Origin of the sequence: Kocuria sabuli (assembly GCF_040981185.1) — a bacterium.
GTDB lineage: Bacteria > Actinomycetota > Actinomycetes > Actinomycetales > Micrococcaceae > Kocuria > Kocuria sabuli.
The window spans coordinates 67,487-88,915 of the sequence record NZ_JAVHZE010000004.1 but is presented as its reverse complement, the minus strand read 5'-3'; the positions used below and the strand labels follow the sequence as shown (position 1 = coordinate 88,915).

General features: G+C 74.2%; 20 protein-coding genes. 9 read left to right on the top strand and 11 right to left on the bottom strand.

The genetic code is table 11. The features are described 5' to 3' along the window. Window positions 1-101: 101 nt before the first annotated feature. Window positions 102-1,094, bottom strand: a complete 993-nt coding sequence (locus RE027_RS06015; protein ID WP_368807347.1) for an LLM class flavin-dependent oxidoreductase — start codon at window positions 1,092-1,094, stop codon at window positions 102-104. A gap of 156 nt (window positions 1,095-1,250) precedes the next feature. Here RE027_RS06015 and RE027_RS06010 point away from each other — a divergent pair, with 156 nt between their 5' ends. Further along, window positions 1,251-1,967, top strand: coding sequence for an HAD family hydrolase (locus RE027_RS06010; protein WP_368807346.1), 717 nt, complete (start codon window positions 1,251-1,253; stop codon window positions 1,965-1,967). A gap of 33 nt (window positions 1,968-2,000) precedes the next feature. Here RE027_RS06010 and RE027_RS06005 read toward each other — a convergent pair whose 3' ends face one another. Continuing rightward, window positions 2,001-2,846: an HpcH/HpaI aldolase/citrate lyase family protein gene (locus RE027_RS06005; RefSeq protein WP_368807345.1), complete on the bottom strand. Its 846-nt coding sequence runs from the start codon at window positions 2,844-2,846 to the stop codon at window positions 2,001-2,003. A 114-nt stretch (window positions 2,847-2,960) separates the two neighbouring features. Further along, on the bottom strand, window positions 2,961-4,037 hold the full coding sequence (locus RE027_RS06000; protein ID WP_368807344.1) for a glutathione S-transferase family protein: 1,077 nt from the start codon (window positions 4,035-4,037) through the stop codon (window positions 2,961-2,963). Between the two features lie 144 nt (window positions 4,038-4,181). Here RE027_RS06000 and RE027_RS05995 point away from each other — a divergent pair, with 144 nt between their 5' ends. After that, entirely contained in the window at window positions 4,182-4,889 is a 708-nt protein-coding gene (locus RE027_RS05995) for an MFS transporter (RefSeq protein WP_368807343.1), read from the top strand. Between the two features lie 59 nt (window positions 4,890-4,948). Then, window positions 4,949-5,431 carry a MarR family winged helix-turn-helix transcriptional regulator gene (locus RE027_RS05990; protein WP_368807342.1) on the top strand — a complete coding sequence of 161 codons (483 nt, stop codon included), beginning with the start codon at window positions 4,949-4,951 and terminating at the stop codon, window positions 5,429-5,431. Window positions 5,432-5,825: 394 nt separating this feature from the next. Here RE027_RS05990 and catC read toward each other — a convergent pair whose 3' ends face one another. Next, window positions 5,826-6,104, bottom strand: coding sequence for a muconolactone Delta-isomerase (gene catC / locus RE027_RS05985; protein ID WP_368807341.1), 279 nt, complete (start codon window positions 6,102-6,104; stop codon window positions 5,826-5,828). Between the two features lie 66 nt (window positions 6,105-6,170). Then, a complete protein-coding gene (locus RE027_RS05980) occupies window positions 6,171-7,064 on the bottom strand; it encodes a LysR substrate-binding domain-containing protein (protein WP_368807340.1) in 894 nt (297 codons plus the stop codon). Between the two features lie 184 nt (window positions 7,065-7,248). Here RE027_RS05980 and RE027_RS05975 point away from each other — a divergent pair, with 184 nt between their 5' ends. Then, window positions 7,249-7,863 carry a flavin reductase family protein gene (locus RE027_RS05975; RefSeq protein WP_368807339.1) on the top strand — a complete coding sequence of 205 codons (615 nt, stop codon included), beginning with the start codon at window positions 7,249-7,251 and terminating at the stop codon, window positions 7,861-7,863. 10 nt (window positions 7,864-7,873) lie between these two features. Here the strand turns inward: RE027_RS05975 and RE027_RS05970 are convergent, their stop codons facing one another. Then, window positions 7,874-9,580, bottom strand: coding sequence for a long-chain-fatty-acid--CoA ligase (locus RE027_RS05970; RefSeq protein WP_368807338.1), 1,707 nt, complete (start codon window positions 9,578-9,580; stop codon window positions 7,874-7,876). A 73-nt stretch (window positions 9,581-9,653) separates the two neighbouring features. Between RE027_RS05970 and RE027_RS05965 the strand changes: the two genes are divergently transcribed. The 5 genes from RE027_RS05965 to RE027_RS05945 all read left to right on the top strand — a co-directional run bounded on the left by RE027_RS05965 (window position 9,654) and on the right by RE027_RS05945 (window position 14,627). Further along, window positions 9,654-10,625 (top strand): hypothetical protein, encoded by a 972-nt coding sequence (locus RE027_RS05965; RefSeq protein WP_368807337.1) that lies wholly within the window; start codon window positions 9,654-9,656, stop codon window positions 10,623-10,625. 135 nt (window positions 10,626-10,760) lie between these two features. Then, window positions 10,761-11,477: a LuxR C-terminal-related transcriptional regulator gene (locus tag RE027_RS05960; RefSeq protein WP_368807336.1), complete on the top strand. Its 717-nt coding sequence runs from the start codon at window positions 10,761-10,763 to the stop codon at window positions 11,475-11,477. A gap of 33 nt (window positions 11,478-11,510) precedes the next feature. After that, window positions 11,511-12,806, top strand: coding sequence for a sensor histidine kinase (locus RE027_RS05955; protein ID WP_368807335.1), 1,296 nt, complete (start codon window positions 11,511-11,513; stop codon window positions 12,804-12,806). After that, window positions 12,803-13,816, top strand: a complete 1,014-nt coding sequence (locus tag RE027_RS05950) for a DUF8320 family protein (protein WP_368807334.1) — start codon at window positions 12,803-12,805, stop codon at window positions 13,814-13,816. Before RE027_RS05955 ends, RE027_RS05950 begins: the two co-directional genes overlap by 4 nt. 145 nt (window positions 13,817-13,961) lie before the next feature. Next, window positions 13,962-14,627, top strand: a complete 666-nt coding sequence (locus RE027_RS05945; protein WP_368807333.1) for a DNA-3-methyladenine glycosylase I — start codon at window positions 13,962-13,964, stop codon at window positions 14,625-14,627. On the opposite strand, the gene RE027_RS05940 is transcribed toward RE027_RS05945, so the two are convergent. From RE027_RS05940 to RE027_RS05920, 5 genes are all read right to left on the bottom strand, one after another. Continuing rightward, entirely contained in the window at window positions 14,593-15,822 is a 1,230-nt protein-coding gene (locus RE027_RS05940; protein WP_368807332.1) for an aminotransferase class I/II-fold pyridoxal phosphate-dependent enzyme, read from the bottom strand. The two genes, RE027_RS05945 and RE027_RS05940, sit on opposite strands and share 35 nt — an antisense overlap. 461 nt (window positions 15,823-16,283) lie before the next feature. Then, window positions 16,284-17,804, bottom strand: a complete 1,521-nt coding sequence (locus tag RE027_RS05935) for a dihydrolipoamide acetyltransferase family protein (RefSeq protein WP_368807331.1) — start codon at window positions 17,802-17,804, stop codon at window positions 16,284-16,286. 81 nt (window positions 17,805-17,885) lie between these two features. Continuing rightward, window positions 17,886-18,869 (bottom strand): alpha-ketoacid dehydrogenase subunit beta, encoded by a 984-nt coding sequence (locus RE027_RS05930; RefSeq protein WP_368807330.1) that lies wholly within the window; start codon window positions 18,867-18,869, stop codon window positions 17,886-17,888. Continuing rightward, window positions 18,866-20,176, bottom strand: a complete 1,311-nt coding sequence (pdhA, locus tag RE027_RS05925) for a pyruvate dehydrogenase (acetyl-transferring) E1 component subunit alpha (protein ID WP_368807329.1) — start codon at window positions 20,174-20,176, stop codon at window positions 18,866-18,868. The genes RE027_RS05930 and pdhA overlap by 4 nt, the downstream gene beginning before the upstream one ends. A 56-nt stretch (window positions 20,177-20,232) precedes the next feature. Then, the gene (locus RE027_RS05920; RefSeq protein ID WP_368807328.1) at window positions 20,233-21,396 is read right to left on the bottom strand and encodes a histidinol-phosphate transaminase; all 1,164 of its coding nucleotides are present in this window, start codon (window positions 21,394-21,396) and stop codon (window positions 20,233-20,235) included. Window positions 21,397-21,429: the final 33 nt, after the last annotated feature.

The window sequence follows — 21,429 nt, the reverse complement described above, 5'->3', positions numbered from 1 at the left end:
GCTCCTGTCGTGGTGCGGATGCCGCCCGGCGGAGGTCGCCCGGCGGAGGTCGTGCGGTCTGGGGTCGTGCAGTCCGAGGTCGTGCGGTCGGGCCGGTGCGCTCACCAGGCGTGGGCGACGAGCTCGTAGGACCGTGCGCGCACCTCGGGGTCGTGGGCGTAGCTGTTGAGCATCAGCTCGTCGGCGCGCGTGATCTCGACGACCTGCTCGAGCTCGGCGACGACCCGCTCGGGCGTGCCGACGGCCGAGACGGCCAGGTGCTCCTGGACCATGCCCGCCTCCGCCGGACTGAGCTCGACGCGCTCGGCGGGCGGCTGGAGGGGGCGCCGGTCGTTGCGGGCGATCCCGCGCACGAGCAGCTGGTGGGTGGTGAACTGGCGGCGCGCCTCCTCGTCGGTGTCCGCGGCGAGGACGTTCGCCGCGACCACCACGTAGGGGCGCTCGACCGTGGCGGTGGGCGCGTCGGCGTCGAAGCGCTGCCGGTACAGGGCGATCGCGTCCATGATCATGGCCGGGGCGAAGTGGGAGGCGAACGCGTAGGGCAGGCCGAGCCGGGCGGCGACCTCGGCGCCGCCCGTGGAGGAGCCGAGGATCCACAGGGGCACGCCCGTGCCCCGGGCCACGGGCGCCCGCACGGCCTCCTGCCCCTGGTTGCCGAACAGGCGCACCAGCCGGCGGACGTCGGCCTCGAAGGTGTCGTGGCCGGCCTGGCCGCGCCGCAGCTCGAGGGCGGTGCGCATGTCGGTGCCCGGCGCGCGCCCCAGGCCGAGGTCCACGCGCCCCGGGTAGAGGTTGGCGAGCGTGCCGAAGGCCTCGGCGACCGTCAGCGGGACGTGGTTGGGCAGCATGATCCCGCCGGAGCCCACGCGGATGCGCTCGGTCGCGGCGAGCGCCTGGCCGACGAGCACCGCCGTGGCCGAGGACGCGAACGCCTCGGTGTTGTGGTGCTCGGCGTACCACAGCCGCCGGTAGCCGGACGCGTCGAGCCGGCGGGCGAGGTCGACCGCCTCCCGGAGGGCGTCCGCGGTGCTGCGCCCCTCGGACAGGGGCACGAGGTCGAGGGCGGACAGCGGGACGCGGGGCGTGGCGGGCAAGAGGGGCTTCTTCCGTCGGGGGATGACCGGGGACGATGTCGGGGCGATCACGAAGGGGTTCGCTGGCCGCAACACCCCGGGCGGGGGCGCTTATTCCGCACGTCGTGCTCCTCACACCCCCGCGACGACCCGTCCCGGGTGAGGCACGATGGGACCATGACATCCTCACCGCCCCCTGTCACCTCCCGGTCCCTGCCCTCGCACGAGCTGCCCGCGCCCGCGGCGGACTGGGTGCCGGCGTGCGTGGTCTTCGACTGCGACGGGATCCTGATGGACACGGAGGCCAACTGGGCGCGCGTCCAGCGCGCCGTGTCCGAGCGCCACGGGCTGGAGTTCACCGACGCCATGGAGCGGGCCATGATGGGCTGGTCGGCGGCGGACGTCGCCACGGCGATCGCGGACGCCGCCGGGGCCGACCGCGCCCTGGTCCACGCCGACGTGCTGCGCACCGAGGAGCGGACGCTGACGGGGCAGATCGTCCCTCTGCCGGGCGCGCTCGAGACGGTGCGCGCGTTCGCCGAGCGGCTGCCCGTGGCCGTGGCCAGCAACTCCACGAGCACGATCCTCGGCGTGAAGCTGGAGCAGGCGGGCTTCGCCCCCCACCTCAGCACGTGGGTCTCCTCCGAGGACGTGCCGCGCGGCAAGCCGTCCCCGGACATCTACGCCGAGGCCGTGCGGCGGCTGGGCTTCGCCCCGGCGGAGGCGCTGGCCGTGGAGGACTCCGTGGTGGGGGCGACCTCGGCCGTGTCGGCCGGGCTGGTGGTCGTGGCCGTGCCGTCGGTCCCGGACGGGGACCCCGTGCCCGCCCACCACCGGGCGGCCTCGCTGACGGACCCCGCGTTCCGGGAGCTCATGGCCCGCTGGCTGGGCTGACCGGGGCACCGGCAGGCGCCCCGCCCGGTCGGCTCAGCGGTTCCAGATGCCGTAGGTCTGGGCCAGCTCGGAGACCTTGCGCGCCCGGGCCAGGCGGGGCAGGTAGCTGCCGTCGCCCACGACGTGCCCGGAGTCGTGCTGGGTGATGAGCTCGTGCGCCCAGGCGACCTCCTGCTCGCTCGGGGCGAGGTTGCGGTTGATCCCGTCCGTCTGCGCCGGGTCCAGGCACAGCTTGCCGGTCATGCCCATGGACTGGGTCACGGCGCAGGCCTGCGCGAGCTCCTCCCCCGAGGCACCCAGGGTGGGACCGTCGATGGGGCCGGGCAGCTCGCCCACGCGGGAGGCCACCACGAGGCTCGAGCGCGCGAAGGCCAGGGCCATCGGGTCCCCGCTGGTGCCGGTGTCGCGGCGGAAGTCGCCGACCCCGAAGGCGAGCCGGAACACGCCCGGGGCCCGCGCGATGTCGTTGGCGTTCATGATGCCCACGGCGGACTCGATCAGGGCCACGACGGGCGTGCCGGCAGGCGCCATCATGGCGGTCTTGGTGATGTGGTCGGGATGCTCCGTCTTGGCCAGCATGATCCCCCGCAGGCGGCCGACCCGGCTGAGCGCGGCCAGGTCCTCCTCCCAGAACGGCGTGGTGATGTCGTTGATCCGCACCCAGGCGCTCGCACCGGCGTCGAGGGCCTCCACGACGTTGCGCCGGGCCTGGTCCTTGTCGTCGGCGGGGATCGCGTCCTCGATGTCGAACACCACGGAGTCGGCCTCGGACGCGAGCGCCGCCGGGAAGACGGACGGGTCGGCGGCCGAGGTGAGCAGCCACGAGCGGGACAGGCGGGCCGGCAGTGCGGCGGCGCGCTGATTGCGGTAGGGGGCCACGGGAGGTCCTTTCGGGGAGGAGGGACGGAGGGCCCCGGTGGTCCACGTCCTCGTGAGCGGGCCCGGGCCGCGGGCGCTGTCCATTGTAGGCGGCGCGCCGGGGCGGAGCGGCGCTCAGACGGTCAGGGGTGTGTGACGTCGGTCAACCCGCTCCTCGGGCCGGACGGGGCCCGGCGCCGTTCCCGTGCCGAAGGGCGCACCACCGAGGGCTTCCCGGCCGTGCGCGGAGACCCAGTTGCGCAGATCGGGTCCCACCGGCACGATCCGGGAGGGGTTGATGTCCTCGTGGACGATGTAGTAGTGCTCCTTGACCTGCTGGAAGTCCACGGTGTCCCCGAACCCGGGGGTCTGGAAGAGGTCCCGGGCGTAGCCCCACAGGTGCGGCATCTCCGTGAGCTTGTTGCGCGAGCACTTGAAGTGGGAGTGGTAGACGGGGTCGAAGCGCACCAGGGTGGTGAACAGCCGCACGTCGGCCTCGGTGATTTGCTCCCCCATGAGGTAGCGGCGGGTGGCCAGGCGGTCCTCGAGCCAGTCCAGCGCGGCCCAGAGCCGGTCGTAGGCCTTCTCGTAGGCCTGCTGGGAGCCGGCGAAGCCGCACCGGTAGACGCCGTTGTTGACCTCGGTGTAGACGCGCTGCATCACCTCGCGCATCTCGTCCTCGAGCTCGGCCGGCCAGAGGTCGGGGGCGCCCTCCCGGTGGAACGCGCCCCACTCCTTGGCGAGGTCCTCGGTCAACTGGGGGAAGTCGTTGGTCACGACCTTGCCGCTGGCGATCTCCACGACGGCGGGAACGGTGATCCCGCGCGGATAGTCCGGGTAGCGGGCGAAGTACGCCTCCTGGAGCCGCTCGATGCCCAGCACGGGGTCCCGCCCGTCGGGGTCGAGGTCGAAGGTCCACGACCGGGCGTCGTGCACCGGCCCGGGCAGGCCCACCGGGAGCGCGTCCTCCAGGCCCAGCAGGCGGCGCACGATCAGGGTGCGGTTGGCCCAGGGGCAGGCCCGGGCGGCCACGAGCCGGTAGCGCCCGGCCTCGACCGGCCAGACCTGCGACCCCTCGCCCACACGGGCGGTGGCGGGGTCGCGGACGATCCGGTCCTCGATGTAGGTGGTGTCCCGGGTGAACTCCTCGCCGGGGCGCACGTAGGCGCCGGCGGTGCTGTGCTCGGACTGCTGGGTGCTGCGTTGCGACATGGTGGCTCCTCGGGGCTGCACTGCTGGACGGCGGGGCGCCGGCCGGGCCCGTGACGGAGCGGCCGCGGGTTCCCCCCTGCTTTTGATGATATGTCACGCACCGGGAAGATGCCAGGCAGAGTTCCGTCGGAGGTGAGGTCTAGAGTGGAGCCGACCAGCAACCTCCAGCACGGGATCCCGCCCATGAGCAGCCACGGCAACGAGCCCGAGTACGGGCAGCGCGCACCCCGCCAGGACCCTCCGGCACCCGTCCCGGCGCCGCGGGCCTCTCCGCGGGCCACCCGCCGGATGGCCCGCGGCCTCTCCTTCACCCTCGTCATGCTGGGCATCCTGCTCGGCGCCGGGCTCGTGGCACTGGGCGAGCCCTGGGGCTGGGCCGCCGGCGCCCTGCTGGCCGTGCCGGGCGCGGTCGGCTTCGTCGCCGTCCAGGCGCAGCTGCACCCGGCCCTCCAGGACCCCGCGGTACCCCCGCTGCGGAGCCGTTCGAGGCTGTGGCTGATCCCCACGGCCCTGCTGCTGCTCGGGTGCGCCCCCCTGGCCGGGGTGTTCGCGGTGGAGTCCGCCCTCGAGGGCACCGCCCGCGCCGAGCTGGTCGACGACTACGTCGGCGTGCTGGTCGTCTGCGGCATGTCCTTGATGGTCGCCGCGGGCCTGGGCTTCGGCCTGGTCGCCATGGCGTCGTTCACCCCGCCCGACGACGACGACTCGCCGCTGCGCCCGACGGGCTACGCGGAACGCCTGCGGCGACCCGACCCCCGGGAGCACTACGACTCGGAGTGGATCCGCAGCCACCCCCGGACCCGGTACGGCCGCGACGGAGGTCCTCCGCCGGAGGAGCTGCCCGGCGGTTGACTTTTGTTGATGTATCAATATATACTGGGAGGTCTTTCCCCGTACGAGAGGATCCCCGCATGAACCCCCCGGAGCCCACCGAGGTCAACTGGCTGTCCGACGAGGAGCAGTGCGCCTGGCGGAGCTTCCTGGCCCTGAGCCGCAGCATGCAGACCGCGGTCGACCGCCAGCTGTCCCGGGACAGCTCGCTGTCCGGCTCGGAGTACGAGGTCCTCGTCCAGCTCTCGGAGAGCGCCACGGGGGTCGTCCGGTCCCGGGACCTCCTAAACGAGCTCGGCTGGGAGCGCAGCCGGCTGTCCCACCTGCTCTCCCGCATGGCCCGGCGCGGGCTGCTCGAGCGCCTGCCGTGCGACAGCGACGCCCGTGGCCTCGACGTGCGGATCACCCCGGAGGGCCGCCGGGCCATCGAGTCCGCCGCCCCGAGCCATCTCGAGATGGTGCGCGCGGCGTTCATCGACCACCTGACGCAGGAGGAGATGGACACGCTGCGCCGCCTGTCCGGCAAGGTCGTCCCCCGGCTCGAGGAGCTGGGGCTGTGCTGACACCGGCCCCCTGACCCGCCCCGGCGGGTCGCTCCCGGCGGGGCGCTCCCAGCGGAGCGGTCGGGTGCGGAAAGGGGACAGGCCCTGCCGCATGGGGGGATCGGCAGGGCCTGTCGGGCATCCCGATCGGGGGAATGGGACGCCAGTCGCCGGCAGGAACCATCCGGGGCCGATGGGGGGATCGCACCCGGGCCATCGCCGACGACAGATTCACCATAGACCCAGTGATCTGCATGGGCAAGCCACTCTTCCGGTTTACATCCAGAAAACGCACAGGGCGCCGTGACCCCCCTTCCCGGTGGCTCCCGGGCCCCTGTTCCCGCGTGCCGAGCGGGCCCCGGAGTGGACGTGCACGACCTGCTCCACCCGCGGCGCCGGCTCGTGGCGCGGAGGACTACTTCACGTCCGAGGGGTGCTTCGCGAGCGGCACCACGGTGATGTCCGCGTAGGGGAACAGCGGGAGCTTCTGCAGGATCTCGTGCAGCTCGTCGTGGGAGTCGACGTCGAGGACCGAGTAGCTGGCGTGCCCGCCGACCACGCGCCAGATCTCCGGCCACTTGCCGGCGCGCTGCAGCTCCTGGGAGTAGGCCTTCTCGGTGGCCCTGAGCTCCGCGGCCTGATCGGCGGGCATCTCGGCGGGCAGGTCGACGTCCATGTGGACCAGGTACTTCACGGAGGATGTCCTTCCGGTGCGGTGGGTGCCGCGGGCCCGGGCGGGCCGGACCCAGGGCAGGGCGTGCTACGGGGCCGGGGCGGTCCCGGCCTGGAGGTCGACGACGAGGTCGACGAAGCGGTGCAGCAGCGCGGAGCGGTCCTCGCGCCGCCACGCGACGGCGAGCTCGAGCAGCGGCGCGTGCTCGATCTCGCGGTACAGGACGCCCGCCAGCTGCACGGCACGCAGGCCGGCGGGGACCACGGCCACGCCGCCACCGGCGGCCACGAAGGCCAGCAGCGCGGACATCTCCCCCGCCACCCGCGCGATCCGGGGCTGGAACCCGGCCTGGCGGCAGAGGTCCGCGGCGGCCCGGTAGAGCACGGAGTCCGGCGGGCAGGCGACGAAGTCCTGCCCGTGCAGCTCGTGCACGGCCACCGGGCGGTCCTCGGCCAGGGAGCTCCCGGCGGGCACCGCGACCACGAGGGGCTCGCGCGCGACGACCCGGTGCTCGAGGTCCGGGGAGGCCACCGGGGGACGCAGCAGCGCGGCGTCCAGCGTGCGCTCCCGGAGCCCCTCCTCCATGGCGGGGGTGAGCATCTCGCCGTGCAGGGCCAGGGACAGTCCGGGCATGGCCTCCTCGGCCCGCCGGACCACGCCCGGCATCAGCCCGTAGGTCGCGGAGCCGCAGAAGCCGACGCGCAGCACGCCCGTGGTGCCCCGGCCGACCTGGTGGACGTCGGCCTCGAGGGTCTCGATCTCGCCGAGGATCCTCCGCCCCCGGTCGAGGAGGACCTGCCCGGCCGCGGTGAGATCCACCCGGCGGGTGGTCCGGTCCAGCAGGCGCACCCCCAGCTGCTCCTCGAGCTGGCGGATCTGCTGGGACAGGGGCGGCTGGGCCATGTGCAGGCGCTTGGCGGCCCGGCCGAAGTGCCGCTCCTCGGCCACGGCGATGAAGTAGTTGAGCTGCCGGATCTCCATCGTGGACGGCCGTCCTTCCGCTCGCTCCGCGGGGTCGTCGTCGACCCCGCCCGCATATTGATGCGCAGAATACACGGGAACCACAGTACTGAGGCAGCACTTCGTCCCAATCCCGCGCTGCGGTGCCTCCCGGCGGAGCACCGGCGACCGTGACGGGGCCCGGCGGGAGTGGTGGAATGGGGCCATGCGCACCGACATCCCCGCGGATCGGCACGGTTCCTTCGCCCGGACGGTCAAGTCCCTGGTCGTCCCCCGCCCGATCGCGTGGGTCAGCTCCCGCTCGGCGGCGGGCGTGGACAACCTCGCTCCGCACTCGTTCTTCACGGTGGCCTCGAGCACGCCCACGATCGTCCAGTTCGTCTCCGTCGGAGAGAAGGACAGCCTCCGCAACATCCGGCGGACCGGGGAGTTCGTGGTCAACTTCGCGCCGGCGGGCCTGTTCGAGCGGATCAACGCCACGAGCACCGACTATCCCCCGGAGATCAGCGAGTTCGACGCCGTGGGTCTCACCCGCGAGCCGTCGCTCACCGTGGGCGTGCCCCGCGTCGCGGAGTCCCCGGCCGCCATCGAGTGCCGGCTGCACGCGCAGCCCCTGCCGATCGGGGACAGCTTCCTCGTCTTCGGCGCGGTCACGCACGTGGTCGTCGACGAGGAGGACATGGACGAGCGGGGTCCCCTGGTGCGGGCCTTGGAGCCGATCGCCCGGCTCGGGCGCGACGAGTGGGGCGAGCTCGGGCGGATCCGCTCGATCCGGCGCGTCCCCTACCGGGACGCCGCCCCGGAGGCGGACCTGCCCTGAACCCCCGGCCTCAGAGCCGCACGCCCGTGCGCTCCAGCCGGCGGCGGACCTCGCGGCGCTGGACCTTGCCGAGCATCGTGCGCGGGAGCTCGTCGACGGCCACGATCCGCCGGGGCACCTTGTAGCGGGTGACCTCGGCGTAGCAGTGCTCGCGCAGGGCGTCCTCGTCGAGCTCCGTGCCCGGCGCCAGGACCACGGCCGCGACGACGACCTCGCCGCCGCGCGGGTCCGTGAGCCCCACGACGGCGGCGTCCTCGACGCGGTCGTGGCGCCGCAGCGCGTTCTCCACCTCGGTGGGGGCCACGTTGAACCCGCCGGTGATGACGACCTCCTTGAGCCGGTCGACCACCTGCAGGAAACCGGCGTCGTCGACCGTGGCGATGTCGCCGGTGCGCAGCCACCCGTCCGCGGTGAGGGCCCGGGCGGTCTCGTCGGGACGCTGCCAGTACCCCTGGAAGACCTGCGGGCCGCGCACCCACAGCTCTCCCTCGTGCTCCCGGGGGACGTCCTCGAGGGTCTCCGGGTCGACGAGCCGGATCTCGGTGGACGGGAAGGGGATCCCGATGGAACCGGCGCGGCGGGAGTCGTTGAGCGGATTGCACGCCACGAGCGGGGAGCACTCGGTGAGCCCGTAGCCCTCGATCAGGGCCCCGCCCGTGGCCTGCTCCCACCGCTCCACGAGCGGGACGGGCAGGGTCATGGCCCCGGAGACGGCCACCGGGATGCCCCGCAGGTCGGCGCCCTTCTCCTGCGCGGCGTCGAGCAGCTTCTGGTAGACCGGCGGCACGGCGGGCAGCACGGTGGGCCGCGAGCGCTTCATCGCCTTGAGGACGAGGTCGGCCCGCACGGTCGGGAACAGCACGAGCTCCGCCCCCAGGGAGATCGCGAAGGTCACCCCCAGGGTCAGGCCGAAGGCGTGGAAGAGGGGCAGCACGCCGTGCACCACCTCGTGCTCGGTGGAGCCGAGCCAGTGCTGGCCCATGAGGGCGTTGGACTCGAGGTTGCGGTGGGTGAGCATCGCGCCCTTGGGCAGGCCCGTGGTGCCGGAGGTGTACTGCAGCAGGGCGAGGTCGTGGGCGGTGGGCCGCGGGTGCTCCACCGGGATCGGGTCCGCGGCCAGCAGCTGCCGCCACGGGATCGTGCCCGGCGCCGGACCGGTGAGCTGGGCGCGGGAGGCCCGGACGGTGGGCAGCGGCAGGCGCAGGGCCAGCTGCTGGGTCCGCGGCATGGCCGCCGTGATGTCCACGGCCACGACCGCGTCGACCCGCAGCCCGGCGGGCAGCGATCGGATCCGCTCGGCCGCCCGGTCCCACACGATCGCCACGCGCGCGCCGTGGTCCTCGAACTGGTGGCGCAGCTCGGACTCGGTGTAGAGCGGGTTGTGCTCCACGACGACGGCGCCCAGGCGCAGCACGGCGTAGAACGCCACGATGTGCTGCGGGCAGTTCGGCAGGACGATCGCCACGCGGTCCCCGCGGCGCACGCCGAGCCGGCGCAGCCCCTCGGCGGCGCGCTCGACCTGCAGCCCGAGCGCGGCGTAGGTGGTCCGGGCCCCGAAGAACTCGAGGGCGGTCTTCCCGCCGTGGCGGGCCACCGACCGCTCGAGCAGGTGCACCAGCGAGGTCTCCGGCAGGTCCAGGTCCACGGGGACCCCTGCGTCGTAGCTGGCGGTCCAGGGGCGGGCACGCAGGAAGTCGCGCGTGGATTCGGCAGGCATGGCCCGTACACTACTCGGCGCCCGGCACGGGCTCCCAGTCCCGGCGGCGCGCCCGCCCGTAGACTTCGATGACATGACCCCCTCCTCGACACCCGGCTCGCCCTCCGCCGACGACCCGATGCCCTGGTCGGACACCGACCCGCTCGACACCACGGACGCCACGCGCCCGATCCCCCCGGTCAGCAGGTTCCGCGGGACGGGCACCTCCGACCACACCGCGCCGCAGCGCCGCGCACCGGACACCGGCACCGAGGACTGGGCGTGGTACGACGACGACGCCCAGCACACCCGGCCACTGCCGGCGGTGGGCGCCCAGCGCCCGGTGCCGGAGCACCACGCACCGCCTCCCGAGCTCGGCCCGCGCACCGACCCGACGCCCGTGGTCGGGGGCGGCGGACACGCGGCCGGGCCGGGCGGGGTGCCCGATCGCCCTGCTCCCGGGCAGCCTGCCCCCGGGTACCCCGCCCCCGGCGCGGGTCCCCTGCCGGTGGATCCGGCGATCCGCTACGCCCGGCAGCGGGAGGAGTTCGGCGGGTTGCAGCTGGTCCCCGGCTTCTTCGGCTGGCTCAGCGCCCTGGCCGTGACCTGGCTGCTGCTGGCGCCGGCGGGTCTGGCCGCGGCCGCCCTGGGCTTCCGGGTCGACAGCGGCATGGGCGGGGTGGTCGACGACCTGGCCGCCGGGTCCGCGGCGGCCTGGACGGGGGCCGCGGTGCTCGGCCTCGTCGAGTTCGTCGCCTTCCTCGGCGGCGGGTACGCCGCGGGCCGGATGGCCCGCTTCTCGGGCGCCCGGCAGGGCGTGTCCGTGTGGCTGTGGTCCCTGGTCGGCCGCTCCGTGGCGACCGTGGCCGGGCTGGTGTGGGCCGACACCATCGGACTCGCCCCGGTCGGCGTCTCGGCGCAGGCGCTCATCGGGGACCTGCTCGTCCCGGGGCTGATCGCGGTGGCCGCCGTCCTCGTCGTCGACCTGCTCGGCGCGGTGCTCGGCGGGATGTGGGGCACCCGCTACCACCGCCGGGTCGACCGCTGGGGAGACACCGGAAGGTAACGTTCGCGCCCGGACCGTGTTGGATTCGCATCCGACCACAAGAAGGGGGACAATCGGAGCACCTCGGTGAGATCCGTCACCCCCACGCGGAAATCTGCGGACCGGCCCATCGAGCAGCACCCGGAGGAAACGCCCATGCCGTCCACCCTTGTCGCCGTCGTCGATGACCACGAGGTCGTCCGCGAGGGCGTCCGCCTCGTCTCCATGACGTCCCAGGCGGACGTGAAGCTCGTCGGATCGGCCTCCACCGTGCCGGGCCTCCTGGACCAGCTGGGCCGGGACCCGGAGAACCCCGCCCTGACCGCCCAGGGCGCGAAGCGGATCGAGTGCGAGGTCGTGCTCCTGGACCTCTCCCTGGACGACATGTCCCGCCCCGCCCCCAACGTGGAGCTGCTGCGGGCCGCGGGCATGAAGGTGCTGATCTTCAGCATCGGGGAGAACGCCGCCCTGATCCGCGAGGCGCTGCGGGCGGGCGCGCTGGGGCTCGTCCGCAAGTCGGACCCCCTCGAGCACGCCATCGAGGAGGCCCGCAACATCGCCGAGGGCAAGCCCGTGATCACCAAGGAGCTCGCGGCCGCGATCGACGGCGACGTCGAGTTCTCCCGGGCCAGCCTCTCCCCGCGCGAGCAGGAGACCCTGCGGCTCTACGCCTCCGGCTTCGCCCAGGTCCAGGTGGCCCGCCGGATGGGGATCAAGCAGAGCGCCGTGAAGACCAACATCGACCGCATCCGCGAGAAGTACGCGCGCGTGGGCCGGCCGGCCCCGACGAAGATCGACCTGCGCATCCGGGCGATCGAGGACGGCCTCGTGGAGCCGACGGCGGACGTCAACACGGCGGAGAAGCACCGGTGAGCCGCCCCCGGCTCCGGTGAGGACCGCCGCTCCGTGAGCCACGCCGCGCCCCGCTCCCCGCTCGCCTACCGGAAAGTCCCGGCCCGGCGGCGCCGCACCGGTCTCCTGGTGCCGGCCTCGCCGCAGGAGCTGGGGATGAACTCCTACCGGATCCTCCTGCTCGCGAACATCTGCCACGGGCTGGTGGCCGTCGCGCTGTTCCTGGAGTCCCTCACCGTCCTGGAGGACCAGCTGCGCTCCTTCGCGCCGTGGCACCTGGTCTTCCTGGCCGTGCTGCTGCTCAACGGGTGCGTGCTGCTGCTGCAGGCGGCCCGGCAGCAGGTGCGGACCTGGCCGGTGCTGGCGGCCCCGGTGCTGGTCGCGCTCGCCGTCGTCACCCTGCCGCTGGCCTGGACGGGCGCCGCTCCGCCCCAGGACCCGTGGGTGGAGCCGTTCATCCTGCTCGCGGCCGCCGCCACCGTGGCCGTGTGGAGCCTGGAGCTGGCCGTGGCGTACCTGGCCTCGGTGACGGTCCTCTACGTCCTGGTCATGGCGAAGACGGCGGCCGCGCCCGACATCATGGACGTGCTGTTCGACGCCACGAGCCGGATCGCGTTCGGCGTGGTGCTGGTGGTGCTGATCAGCTTCGTCCTCAGGGGCGGGCGGAACGCGGACCAGGTCTACGCGGACGCGATCGCCCAGGAGCTGCAGCTGACCCGCTCCCGGTCCCAGGCCGAGGAGCAGGAACGGCTGGACCGCCTCATCCACGACAACGTCATGGCGGCCCTGCTCGACGCCGGCCGTGCCCCGGGCCCGGTCCAGCGGCGCACCCGCGAGCTGGCCCAGCGCGCCCTCGACGTCCTCGTCTTCGAGGAGCGCCGCGCCCAGGGCAAGGGCACCACGATGGTGCACACGCTGCTGGACGACCTGCTCGAGTCCCTGTCCCCGTGGCGCAACCGGGTGCGCTTCAACAGCATCACGCCCTACATCAGGCCCCCCGGGGAGCCGCGGCCCCTGCTCCCCGCGGAGACGGCGCAGGCCCTGGTCCAGGCCATCACCGAGGCGGTCTCCAACAGCGCCCGGCACTCGGGCACCGACATCACGTTCGTGACCATGGACGGCGGCGTGTGCCCGCCCACCCCGATCAATCCCGAGGGCTTCTACCTGCGCTTCCAGGTGGTGGATCGGGGCCGCGGCTTCCAGCTGCGCAGCGTCGACTCCCGGCGGCTCGGGGTGCGCGTGTCCATCCTGGGCAGCGTGCAGCACGTGGGCGGCGCGGTCGACGTCGACACCGCACCGGGCCGGGGCACCAGCGTGACGATCCTCTGGCCGCGGGACGCCCGCCCGTGATCTCCCGCGCGCTCTTCCACCCGCTGATCCTGGTGGCCTGCACGGTCTTCTTCCTGATCCCCGTGGTGCTCGGCATCCTGCAGACGCAGAACATGGACAAGCCGGAGCTCATGCAGGCCGCGCTCGTCACCTACGTGATCGCCGTGGCCCTCGTCGTCTACCCGTACGGGCGACGCCGGCTGCCCGACCTGCCCACGGCCCTGGCCGTGCTGCTCATGCTGGTCTCGATCCAGCGCTCCTTCGACGCCCTGGACCCCCAGGCCGAGCTGTTCGGCGGGCAGTGGTTCACCCTGGGCTTCGACGGCTTCCTCGTGGTCCTGGGCATCCGCCGCCGCGGCGGGTGGGGCTGGGTCACGCTGGTGATCGCCGTGGCCATCTCCATGACGTGGGGCTCACGCTCTGCCCTCGGGGTGTGGGACGCCGCCCTGAGCAACGCCGCGGCCGCGGCCCTGCTGCTCGCGAGCCAGCTGATCTCCCGCGAGTACGACCGTGCCTCCGTGGCCTTCGCGGAGGCCCGGGACATGGTGGCCTCGGCCCGGTCCCACGAGGAGGCCGAGAAGGACACCGTCAACGCCTCCGTGCAGCGCGTGCACGAGGTGCGCCGCCTCGCGGGAGGACTGCTCGAGCGCATCGCGCACGACTCCTCCCCCGTCTCCGACTACGAGATCGACCAGTTCCGGCTCACGGAGGCGCAGCTGCGGGACTCCATCCGGGGCCGCTCGATCGCCACCCCGTACCTGCTCGAGGTCACCCGTGCGGCACGGGCCCGGGGGGTGCTCGTGGACATCCTGGACGAGCGGGGCAAGCCCCTGCCCACCGCCGTGCTGCGGGCCGCGACCCGGCAGTCGATGGAGGTGCTCAACGCCGCGACGTCCGGCTCGGTGACGATCCGGGCCTTCCCCGAGGGGGACCCCACCGCCGTGTTCATCGTCCACGACGGCAACGCGGGGGACGAGGAGCCCGTGGCCATCGAGATCGCCGACGGCACCGGGGAGATCTCCCGGTTCTGACCCGGGCCGGGGCGACCACCGGCCCGCGGCATGCACCGGGCCGGCCGCACTGCACCGGAGGACGGGTGCGCGGCACCCGGCCCGGGCCGTCCACAGCGGCGCGCGCGGGCGCCGTGGCCGCTCCCGGCACTCCTACGGTGATCCCATGGACACCGTTTCCGCCGGGCACGACCCGGACCCCTCCGACTCCGGCCCCACCGGCGGCGCGCCCCGCCCCGACGACGCCCTGCGCGCCGTGCTCTGCGGGGACGGAGTGCGCCGCTGCCCCTGGGCTCCCACGGGACCGGCCGCCCTCGAGGAGCACGACCACCGCTGGGGAGCACCGCCCGCCGACTCCCCCGGCTGGTTCGAGGCGCTCAGCCTCGAGATCCTCCAGGCGGGCCTGGCCCGGTGGAGCATCGCCCAGCGCCGGGAGGGGCTGCGCCGGGCGTTCCGGGGCTTCGTCCCCGAGGAGGTCGCGAGGATGACCGAGGACGACGTCGACGAGCTCCTGCTCGATCCCGCGGTCATCCGCAACCGGGTGAAGATCGAGGCCGTGGTGCACAACGCCCGCGCGTGCGCCGGGCTCGGCGCCGTGGACTGGGCGCGGCAGGCCGGGAGCCCTCCGGAGGGCGCGCGGCCGCCCGGGTCCGTGCTGGAGCTGACCCGCCGCTCCCCCGAGGGGGACGGGCTCGCCGCCCGGTTCAAGGAGCAGGGGCTCGTCTTCGTGGGTCCCACCACCGCCCACGCGTTCCTGCTGCGCGCGGGCGTGCTCCCCGGTCACCTCGCCGGGTGCTTCAGGGCCGTGCCTGGAACCGCAGGATCCGGGTGACGGCCTCCTCGACCTGCGCCGGGCCCGCGGCGAAGGAGAGCCGGACGGTCCGGTGGCCGCGCGCGGCGTCGAAGTCCAGCCCCGGCACGACCGCCACGGCCTCCGCCTCCAGCAGGCGGCGGCACCACTCCAGGGAGCTGCCGTGGCGCTCGAGCTGCTCCCCCAGGTCCGCGTAGAGGTAGAACGCGCCGTCCGCCGGCGCGCTCTCGCCCCAGCCGAGGGCGGGCAGGGCGTCCAGGAGCAGGCTCCGGGAGCGCGCGAACTGCTCGACCGCCCGGTCCGCCTCGGCGTAGGCCTCCTCGGTGAACGCCTCCACGGCCGCGTGCTGGGCGGCGGCGGGCGGGCAGAGGCTGACGTTGCCGGCGAGCGCGTCGACCGGGGCCACGAGGTCGCGGGGCAGCAGGGCCCAGCCCAGCCGCCACCCGGTCATCCCCCAGTACTTGGAGAAGGAGGAGATGACCACGGCACCGGGCTCGTGCTCCCACACGCAGGTGCCGCGGTACGGCCCACCGCCACGGCCGCCGCTCCCCGCCGGGGCGGTGTGCACGATGCCGTGGTAGATCTCGTCGCTGATCAGCCGCGTCCCGTGCTCGGCGCACCACCGGGCCAGTGCCGCCAGCTCGGCGGGCTCCAGCACGGTGCCGGTCGGGTTGGCAGGACCGGCCACGACCAGGCCGTGCAGCGGGCCGTGCGCGGCCACCGCGGCGTCGAGCACCGCCGGCGTGGGCTGGAACCGGGTCGCCGCCCCGCAGTCGAGCTCCACCACCTCCGCGCCCAGGGCGGACAGGGTGTTGCGGTAGGCCGGGTAGCCCGGGCGGCACACCGCCACCCGGTCCCCCACGTCGAAGGCCGCGAGGAAGGTCAGGACCAGCGCCCCCGAGGCACCCGTGGTGACGGCGACCTGTTCCGGCGCGACGTCGAGGCCGTACCACCGGGCGTAGTGCCCGGCCACGGCGCGGCGCAACGGCTCGATCCCGAGGGCGGGGGTGTAGCCCAGTCCCTCGTTGCGGGCGTGCACCCGGGCGGCCGCGCGGGCCACGACCTGCGGGGCGCCGCCGGAGGGCTCGCCGGCGCAGAGCGAGACGACGTCGCGGCCGGCGGCGCGCAGCTGCTCGACGTCGGCGAGGATCTCCATCACCCGGAACGGCGGGACCGCCGAGCGTGCGGACGGGCGGGGCTGCGGGCGCGGTTGCATGGCCCCACCCTACGACCGGAGGCCGCGGCGGGGCCGTCCGTCGCGGACCGGGTGCACTTCGGGGGACAGACTTTCGTCCAGGGCCTGGGCCATACTTGACGCAGTCCTGGACGCCGGGAGGCCGCGCTGAGGCGGATCTCCGGGCGTGGGGGGACAGGTCCCCGGTGGAAGCACCGGAGACCGACCGGGAAGGTCGCCGCCGCGGCGGCGTCGCACGAGTGATCCGTCGTGAATGAGATGTGTGATTGTGTCTGGGGGGATTTCAATCACGGGTCCACGAGAGATGCGACGCCTCGCGCGGCCGGCGACCACCCCGTTCCACGTCCGCGCGGCGCCGGGCACCGGCCCGGCGGGGAGAGCCGCAGACGTGGAGGCCCGCTCGTCGACGACGCAGCACACGGCCCCGCACCGATCGGTGCGGGGCCGTTGCCGTGCCGGTCGGTCCGGGGCGCCGCCGGGGCTCACTCGAGCAGCAGCGCCGGTTCCTCGAGGATCCGGGCGACGTCCGCGGTGAAGCGGGCGGCGAGGTCCCCGTCCACCACCCGGTGGTCGAAGGAGCCGGCCAGCGTGGTGACCCAGCGCGGGACCACAGCGCCGTCCACGACCCAGGGCTTCTGCTTGATGCTGCCGAAGGCGACGATCGCCACCTCACCGGAGTTGATGATGGGCGTGCCGGTGTCCAGGCCGAGGGCGCCGATGTTGGTGATGGTCAGGGTGCCGTTCTGCATGTCCGCCGGCTGGGTGCGTCCCGCCCGCGCGGTGCGCGAGAGCTCGTCGAGAGCCACGGCCAGCTCGCGCAGCGAGAGCTCCTGTGCTTCCTTGATGTTGGGGACCATGAGCCCGCGCGGGGTCGCGGCGGCGATGCCCAGGTTCACGAAGTGCTTGACGAGGATCTCCTCGTCCGTCCACGTCGCGTTGACCTGCGGGTTGCGGGCCACGGCCCAGACGACGGCCTTGGCCAGCACCAGCAGGGGCGTGACCTTGACGCCCTCGTAGTCCGGGGCGGCCTTCAGCCGCTGGACGAACTCCATGGTGCGCGTGGCGTCGACCTCCACGAACACCGAGGCGTGCGGGGCGCTGAACGCGCTGCGCACCATGTTCTGCGCGGTGGCCTTGCGCACGCCCTTGACGGGGACCCGCTCGATCCGCTCCTCGGCGGCGGGCGCGCGGCGCCGGGCCCCGGCCTCGCCGAGCCGGGCGACGTGGGCCATGAGGTCCTGCTTGGTGATCTGTCCCGCGGCCCCGGTCGCGGGGACCTCGGCGAGGTCGACGCCCAGGTCCCGGGCGGCCTTGCGGACGGGCGGCTTCGCCAGCGCCGGGCGGCGCGGGACCGCCGCCGCCGGAGCCGCAGCGGCCGCAGCCGTCGCGGCGACCGCAGTCGGCGCAGCGGCCGGACCCGGCCCGTCGGGGCGGCCGGGCCGGCGCCAGACGCCGCTGTCGCCGGCGAGGCGGGCGGCGCGGCCGGCGATGCCCTGGGCGGCCGTGCCGATCCCCCCGCCGAGCCCGGTGCTCAGCGGGCCGCGGGTGAGCTTCTCCGCCCACCCCGCGGAACGGTCGGGCTGCGGGGAGGGCTCGGGGGCCGGCGGCGGGGTGCTCCGGCGGCGCCGGCGCACGGGGTCGGCCTTGGGCCCGGAGCCCACCAGCGGGCGGTCCTCGTCGGCGTCGGGCTGCTCGGGAGGCACCCGGGTCTCGCCCAGGATCCCCGGCGTCCCCTCCGGGCCGGCTCCCGCGCCGGCCGCCTCCTCGGGGGAGCCGACGGCGATGATCGGGGTGCCGACCTCGACCGTGCGGCCCTCGGACACGAGCAGGTCCAGCACCGTCCCCGCGTAGGGGGACGGGAGCTCGACCACGGACTTGGCCGTCTCGATCTCGACCAGCACCTGGTTGACCGTGACGGTCTCCCCCGGCGCCACTCTCCACGCGAGGATCTCCGCCTCGGTCAGGCCTTCGCCGACGTCGGGCAGCTTGAAGATCTGGGACATGTCAGTACTTCCTCTCTCGCACGGCACCCGGGCCGGCGGCGGTGCCGCCGGCCCGGGGGTCCGGCGACCGGGTCGGCGGGGTCAGTAGGCGAAGGACCGGTCCAGGGCCTCGAGGATCCGGTCGAGGTCCGGCACGTACTGGTCCTCGACGGCCGCCACGGGGTACGGCAGGTGGAAGGCGCCCACCCGCAGCACCGGCGCCTCGAGGGAGTAGAACGCCCGCTCGGTGATGCGGGCGGCGATCTCCCCGCCGAGCCCGCCGAAGGTCGGGGCCTCGTGGGCGACGACGAGGCGCCCGGTCCGGCGCACGGAGTCCTCGACGGTGTCGAAGTCGATCGGCGACAGGGACCGCAGGTCGATCACCTCGACGCTGCGGCCGTCCTCCTCGGCGGCCTGCGCGGCGGCGAGGGCGACGGGCACGAGCGGGCCGTAGGCCACCACCGTGGCGTCCTCCCCCGGCCGCACCACCTGCGCGGAGAACGGGTCGGCGGTGGGGCGCCGGGTGTCCACCGCGCCCTTGAGCCAGTACCGCCGCTTGGGCTCGAAGACGATTACCGGGTCCTCGCACGCGATGGCCTGCTGCGTCATCCAGTAGGCGTCCTGGGCGTTGGACGGCGTGATGATGCGCAGTCCCGCGGTGTGGGCGAACAGGGCCTCCGGGGACTCCGAGTGGTGCTCGACCGAGCCGATCACCCCGCCGTACGGGATCCGGATGGTCACCGGGACCGTGACGTCCCCGCCCGTGCGGTTGCGCATCTTGGCCAGCTGCGTGGTGATCTGGTTGAAGGCGGGGAAGGAGAAGCCGTCGAACTGGATCTCGCACACCGGCCGGTACCCCCGCAGGGCGAGCCCGACGGCGGTGCCCACGATCCCGGCCTCCCCCAGCGGGGTGTCCATCACGCGGTGCCCGCCGAAGTCCTTCTTGAGTCCCTCGGTGACGCGGTAGACACCGCCCAGGGAGCCGATGTCCTCGCCCATGAGCAGCACCCGGGGGTTCTCCTCCATGGCCCGGCGCAGGCCGGCGTTGACCGCCTTGGCGATCGTCAGGTCGGGAGCGGCGTTCATGCGAGGTCCTCCTCGGTGCCGGCGGAGCGCTCGTCGGGGACCCCGTCGACGGGGTCGGCGGCCACGGTCAGGCTCGCGGCCTGGGTGCCGCGGTCGGGCCCGGCTGTGCCGGTCCCGCCGTCGTCCTGGCTCCCGCCCGGGCTGTCGTCGTCGAAACCGGCCTGGTAGGCCGCGTACCAGGCGCGCTCCTCCTCGACGAGGGGGTGCGGCTCGGCGTAGGTCCGGTCGAAGAACTCCTCGAACGAGGGCGGTTCCATCGCCAGCACGTGGGTGCGGGCCTGCTCCGCGAAGGCCTGGGCGTCGGCCGCGACCGCGTCGAAGAAGGCGTCGCCCGTGCCGTGGTCCTCGCGCAGGTGGGCCTCGAGGCGGAGCAGGGGGTCGAGCTCGGCCCAGTGCCGCTCGTCCTCCCGCAGCCGGTACTTGGTGGGGTCGTCGGCGGTGGTGTGGGCGCCGAGGCGGTAGGTCTCGGCCTCCACGAGCACGGGGCCCTGCCCGGCGCGGGCCTTCTCCAGCGCGTACCGGGAGGCGGCCAGGACCGCCAGGACGTCGTTGCCGTCCACGCGGATCCCCTCGAAGCCGTACCCGGCGGCGCGCTCGGCCAGGGGCACGCGGGACTGGGTGCTGAAGGGCACCGAGATGGCCCACTGGTTGTTCTGCACGAAGAAGACCACCGGTGCGTCGTAGGACGCGGCGAACACCATGCCCTCGTGGACCTCGCCCTGGGTGGAGGTGCCGTCCCCGAAGTACACGACCGCGGCGGACGGCTCGACCTCGCGGCCCTCGGCCTCGGCCGCGCGGCGGTCCAGGTCGATGCCCATGGCGTAGCCCACGGCGTGCGGGACCTGGCAGCCGAGGACGATCGAGTAGACGTTCATGTGGTGCCGGCTGGGCTTCCACCCCCCGGCGCTGTGGCCGCGGAAGACGGTGAGCAGCTCGGCGGGCTCGACGCCCCGCTCGATCGCCACGGCGTGCTCGCGGTAGGTCGGGAAGACGTGGTCGGCCGGGCGCAGCGCGCGGGCGGAGCCCACCTGGGCGGCCTCCTGTCCGCGCATCGGCGCCCAGAGCACCAGTTGGCCCTGCCGCTGGAGGTTGGTCGCCTCCTCGTCGAAGCGCCGGGCCAGCGCCATCGAGCGGTAGAGCCCGCACAGCTCCTCCACGCCGATGTCGCCGACGTGGGGCGAGAGCACGGGGTCCTCGTGCCGGCGGCCGTCCGGGTCGAGGAGCTGGACCAGCCGGGTGCGCACCTCCGGTGGCGGCACGGTGCGGTCCGGCACGCGGGCGGCCGGGGAGGATGGAGCGGCATCCATGGTCAGGACGTCCTTTCGGGTTGCTCGGGAGGGAGCCGGGCGGGTGCGCCCTCGGGTCAGAGCACGGGCGGGTGCGGGAACTGCGCGCACAGCTCGAGGAACCGGGTGTTGGCCTCGGGCTCCCCGATGGTCACGCGCACGCCCTCGTCGCCGAAGCGGCGCACGGCCAGCGCGTGGGCGTCGCACAGCTCGGCGAAGCCCCCGCTGTGCTCGCCGAGGCCGAGCCAGACGAAGTTCGCCTGGGTCTCCGGGTACGGCCAGCCGAGCTCGTCGAGCCCGGCCAGGACCCGCTCCCGCTCGTCGACGACCCGCTGGACGCGCTCGGCGACCTGGCCGTAGTGGCGCACGGAGGCGATGGCGGCCTGCTGGGCGAGATCGGTCACGGAGAACGCCGGGGAGGCCTGGCGCAGGTACTGGGTGATCCCCTGGCCCGCCACGGAGTAGCCGATCCGCAGCCCGGCCAGCCCGTGGGCCTTGGAGAACGTCCGCAGCACCACGACGTTGGGGTGCCGGCGGTAGACGTCGATGCCGTCGACGAGGTCGTCGCGGCGCTGGAACTCCTGGTAGGCCTCGTCCACGACCACGACGACGTCGTGGGGCACCGCGGCGAGGAACTCCTCGACCTGGGCGGTGGTGAGGCTCGGGCCCGTCGGGTTGTTGGGCGTGCACAGCAGCACGACCCGGGTGCGCGAGGTGACGGCGGCGGCCATGGCCTCGAGGTCGTGCGAGCCGTCGCGGCGGTTGGGGACCGGGACGCTCAGGCCCCCGGAGAGCCCGATGCTGATGGGGTAGGCCTCGAAGGAGCGCCACGCGTGGACCACCTCGTCCGGGGCGCCGTCCTCGCCGGTGCCCACGAAGGCGCCGAGCAGCTGGTTGAGGGCGCCGAGGCTGCCGGCGCCGGTGACGATGTCCTCCGCGGGCACCCCGAGGAACTCGCCGAGCACCTCCCGCAGCTGCGCGGAGGTGGTCTCGGGGTAGCGGTGCACGGCGTCCCAGTCGGCGAGGACCTCGCGGACGGCCGGTACGGGCCCGAACGGGTTCTCGTTGGAGGACAGCTTGTAGGAGGGCAGCCCCTCCACCACGTGCGGCGGTTTGCCGGCCACGTAGCAGGGAAGCCGGGAGAGGGCGGGGCGCGGCAGGACCGCCGGGGTGGTGGCGGTGGCCGCGCCCGGGGCCGGGGTGTCTCCGGCCAGGGTGCGGGTAGCGTCGCTGGTACTCATGGAGGTCATGCTATCCCCGCTCCCCCGGGGATC